6 protein-coding genes are annotated in these 4,292 nt (G+C 58.3%); 3 read left to right on the top strand and 3 right to left on the bottom strand.

Annotation, left to right across the window (positions count from 1 at the left end; genetic code table 11):
- Positions 1-631, top strand: a 631-nt coding sequence (locus Mlute_RS16555; RefSeq protein ID WP_147371113.1) for a transposase, incomplete at its 5' end; no start/stop codon positions are given.
- A gap of 97 nt (positions 632-728) precedes the next feature.
- Positions 729-1,175 carry a transposase gene (locus tag Mlute_RS14150; protein ID WP_119361212.1) on the top strand — a complete coding sequence of 149 codons (447 nt, stop codon included), beginning with the start codon at positions 729-731 and terminating at the stop codon, positions 1,173-1,175.
- A gap of 120 nt (positions 1,176-1,295) precedes the next feature.
- On the opposite strand, the gene Mlute_RS14155 is transcribed toward Mlute_RS14150, so the two are convergent.
- Positions 1,296-2,102: an IS5 family transposase gene (locus Mlute_RS14155; RefSeq protein WP_119342530.1), complete on the bottom strand. Its 807-nt coding sequence runs from the start codon at positions 2,100-2,102 to the stop codon at positions 1,296-1,298.
- Between the two features lie 67 nt (positions 2,103-2,169).
- On the opposite strand from Mlute_RS14155, the gene Mlute_RS14160 reads away from it, so the two are divergent.
- Complete coding sequence (locus tag Mlute_RS14160) at positions 2,170-3,165, top strand: integron integrase (RefSeq protein WP_119361213.1); 996 nt, start codon at positions 2,170-2,172, stop codon at positions 3,163-3,165.
- Positions 3,166-3,441: 276 nt separating this feature from the next.
- Here Mlute_RS14160 and Mlute_RS14170 read toward each other — a convergent pair whose 3' ends face one another.
- Positions 3,442-3,789 (bottom strand): HepT-like ribonuclease domain-containing protein, encoded by a 348-nt coding sequence (locus Mlute_RS14170; protein ID WP_119361214.1) that lies wholly within the window; start codon positions 3,787-3,789, stop codon positions 3,442-3,444.
- Entirely contained in the window at positions 3,782-4,084 is a 303-nt protein-coding gene (locus Mlute_RS14175; protein ID WP_119361215.1) for a nucleotidyltransferase family protein, read from the bottom strand. The genes Mlute_RS14170 and Mlute_RS14175 overlap by 8 nt, the downstream gene beginning before the upstream one ends.
- Between the last annotated feature and the right edge of the window lie 208 nt (positions 4,085-4,292).

The following is a 4,292-nucleotide window of genomic DNA, read 5'->3' on the forward strand; positions in this document are numbered from 1 at the left end:
CCCCTCCGCCGCCCCCCATCGCCCCCGGGAGCATCCCTGGCGGGAAATCCTGAACGGCCTCTTCTACATCACCCGCGCCGGTTGCGCCTGGCGCAGGATGCCCTGCGACCTGCCCCACTGGAAAATCGTCTATCACTACTTCCGTTTGGGGGTCAGGGGGTATGACGCGGGCAAGAAGGTCAAGGGGTGCAAACGGCATCTGCTGGTGGATACCCAGGGGCTGTCGAAGCGGTTATCGCACCTGTTTGTGGATGGGGGCTACAAGCGCAGGTTCGAGGAATGGGTTCGGCGCACCTTGGGGTGGACGGTGGAGGTGGTGCGCAGGCCGGATGCCAACTTCCGGGTGATCCACCGCTACAATCAGGGCCTGCCTATGAAGAATCTGCGGCACGAGAACAAAGGCCGGGCCCCCCTCGTACCGCCCAAACTCCAGGAACCCTTCCGCCAGGCCCATCCCAGGGACGGGCTTTGGAGCATACGCAACGCCGCGGAGTGGCTGGCTGAAAGGCTGGGGCGTCCGGTGGATGCGCGGCGGGCCTGGTACTGGATGCGCCGTCTAGGCCTGGCCCCGCTGCGCCACCGGGAGGCGGATGCGAAGCGGCAGGAGGCTTTCAAAAAAAGCTCTTTCTGATGGTTTTCCTGTTCAGGCTGCTCTTTCCTGAACTGGAGTTGGAGGTGTGGGGCTTGGATGAGCACCGAATAGGGCTGAAGCCCATCCGCCGACGGGTATGGGCCTTGCGAGGGAGGACGCCGCTAGCGCAGGAGCGGCCCCGCTATCGCTGGCTGTATGTGTACGCCTTCATAAGACCGGGTACTGGCTGCTGCCCTCGGTCTCGGGGGAGGGGTTCCAGTTGGTGTTGGAGGCCTTTGCCCGGCTACGGGGGGCGGGGGCGGGCAAGCTGGTACTGGTGGTGCTGGATCGGGCTGGCTGGCACACCTCGGGGCGGGTGGAGCCAGCCAGGGGCCTGGGGCTGTGTTATCTGCCCCCCTACTCGCCCGAGTTGCAGCCGGTAGAACGAACCTGGGGGCTCATTGACGCGGTCGTGGCCAATGGGCAGGTGCAGGATGAAGAGGAGCTGTGGGCCAAGGTGGAAGCCCGGTGCGCTTACCTACAAACCCAGCCCGCGCTTATCCAGCGCTACACCCTATTTCACTGGTGGCCGGGGGGATGTTAGGGGAATGAATCAAAAGGATTTCATATTACAGAGCCCCTCAAGGGTTTTCACTGGCTGGCTTTCTCCATTCTGCTTTTACCGAAAGTTCTGGATGGTTTACGTTTGTCTTCCTAGAGCCTGCTAACTAGCTGTTCGTAAAAGCTCCACAGTTTTCGCTGTCATCAGAATCGAAAAAGCCAACCAGTGCCAACCTCGCAAGGTCTCAGCCAGCCGCTCATAGTCTCGCGCCAGCCTGCGAAACCGGGATGTCCAGGCAAACGAACGTTCCACCACCCAACGCTTCGGCAGCAGCACGAATCCTCGTTTGGCCCCTTCCACCTTGACCACACACAGGGCGATGCCTTCCGCCTCTGCCGCTTGTGCCGCTTCCTCCCCAGTGTAACCCTGATCCACAAAGGCCACTTCCACCTGCTCCCCCGTCACTTCCTGCACCTGTTGACTGAGGGCTCCCACCTGGGCCCGTTCCTGTTCACTGGCCGCCGTTACTACCAGGGCCAGCAGATGCCCCAGGGTATCTACCGCCAGGTGAACTTTGCTTCCCTTGCGTCGTTTGTACCCATCGTATCCGGCCCGCTCCCCACTTTGCGGGGTGGACTGTAGGGTGCGAGCATCGTAGATGGCAGCGCTGGGATGGGCGGCTTTGCCCTGGAGCATTCGCAGGGTCATGCGCAGGTCGTGTACCAGGTCTTCGAAGACCCCCCGGTTCATCCAGCGGTAGGCTTGCGCCTGAACGATATGGGGGGGTGGGAAGTCGTGGGGCAGGTAGTCCCACTGAGCACCGGTTCGAACCATCCAGCGCAGGGCGTTGAACACTTCGCGCAGGTCGTACTTGCGCTGGGGTGCTTCCAGCGGGGCGAGGGTCAAATAGGGCAGCACCAGAGCCCATTCCTCATCACGGACGTCCGATGGGTAAGCACGGCGGTTCATGCTCTAAACATAACTGCAGTGCCTGATTTGGGTAAGGTGGTTTGTAGATTCTAGGATGTTATCGGATATGTCGGATGTTCCTAATGACCCAAAAAGGTATTCGCCCAAAACTTCCCCCTTTCTCAACGAAGTTCGCAATGTTTTGAGGCTCAAGCATATGAGCCGACGCACGGAAACCTCGTATGCGTATTACATATTAGACTTCATTCGCTTTCACGGCAAGCGCCATCCAAAGGAGATGGGCGTCGAGGAAATCCGGGCTTACCTATCCCATCTGGCTACCGAGAACAACGTGGCGGCCTCCACTCAAAATGTAGCCCTCTCAGCACTGCTCTTCCTGTACCGCCAGGTGCTGAAAGTCAACCTGCCCAACATCGAGAACATCGAAAGGGCCAGGCGCTCTCGGCGGGTTCCGGTGGTGTTCACCCGTGGCGAGGTAGAGCAGGTTTTATCTCGTGCGTCGGGCATCCACCATCTGATTTTGAGCCTGCTGTATGGAACCGGGATGCGCCTATCCGAATGCCTGAGCCTGCGGGTGAAGGATTTGGATTTCGAGCGGCTGGAGGTTACAGTTCGGGATGGCAAGGGTGAGCAAGATCGGCGAACCATGCTCCCACGTAAACTGGTTCCGGCGCTCCACCGGCAGCTCGAGTACGCCCGGCATCTGCACCAGCTAGACCTGGAAGAAGGCTTCGGTGAGGTCGAGATGCCCTACGCTCTGGCTCGTAAATACCCCAACGCGGCCAAGAAGTGGGGCTGGCAGTATGTATTTCCTGCGGCTCATCGTTCAAAAGACCCCAGCACGGGACGGGTAGGGCGGCATCATCTGCTCGAGCACGCTGTTCAACGCGCCATGAAAAAAGCCGTACGCGCAGCAGGTATTCACAAGCACGCCAGCGTCCATACCCTGCGCCACAGCTTCGCTACCCATCTGCTTGAATCGGGCTACGACATCCGCACGGTACAAGAGCTATTGGGCCACAAGGATGTCAAGACCACCATGATTTATACCCACGTCTTGAATCGTGGTGGAAGGGGCGTTCGAAGTCCACTCGATTCATAGGGCCATCTCAGGCCCACACCGCCAGCACCTCCGCCAACAGCCGCGCCCCCACCAACGCACTAAGGTCGCTATGGTTCAGGTTGGGCTCCAGCTCCACCAGGTCGGCGGCCAGCAGCGACCGCACCATGGTTGCGCTGCCGTGCACGTGTTTGAAGTGCGAGGAAGCACATCCTCCATTCAGCTCACCTGGTATTGCAGCCAAAAGCAGCCAGCGTTTGAGCTCAGCCGCCGAGCGCAGCAAGGTCGGCTCCAGCCGCGTGTTAGCTGTCGCCCTGCTCAAGAGAACTCACTGCGTAAGATTTGCTCTAGCTGCGAAGCTACGGACGTTAGTTCAACAGCAGCAATCTGCCACACTATCTCGAGGTTGGTACCAAAGTAATGATGGATCAGCCTGTCTCGAACACCCGCCATACTCTTCCAGGGAACTCCGCCATACTTCGCCCGTATCCCTTCCGAAAGATTCTTCGTGGCTTCACCCATAATCTCCAGGTTCCGAATGACCGCATCCTGCGTTTTGGTATCTGTCAGGAAGGCCTCGTATGTCATGCCTGCGGTGTAAGCGTGTATGCGGCGAATCGCTTCTTGGATGTCGCTTAAAAATTCTCTATCCGTGCGCTCAGACATACACGATGCTCTCCCTAATGGACTTGGCAACAGACGCTACTCTTATCCCTTGAATGCCGCCAACGGTCAATAGGTCTACCTTTTTGCCCAATAGATTCTCAAGATATTCTGCCAATTCTACGAATTTGAAGCCTATCGGGCGCTCAAACTCGACAACAATATCAATATCACTTGCGCTGCTCGGCTCTCCTTTGGCATAAGAGCCGAATAAACCTATTCTGCCAACGCCATACTCGGCGGCCAGATAAGGATAGTTTTTCCGAAGCAACGCAACGATCTCTTCTCTGGTCAACATACCGCGTCACCCCATGGAGCAGAACCAAGGCGGCAGCTAACGGCTTGCGCCGCGGCGTCAGAAGCAAGCGCTTCTTATGTTATACCAAATCTCCCTCGAGGTGACACCTATAGTAGGATTGGGGAATGGGTCGTAGGATTGCCCCAATCGATTGGACTGAAAGCGCAGAGGAGCTGGAGGCACAGTATAGACGGGAGAGGAACCTGGA

This window comes from Meiothermus luteus, from assembly GCF_003574085.1.
Classification (GTDB): Bacteria; Deinococcota; Deinococci; order Deinococcales; family Thermaceae; genus Meiothermus; species Meiothermus luteus.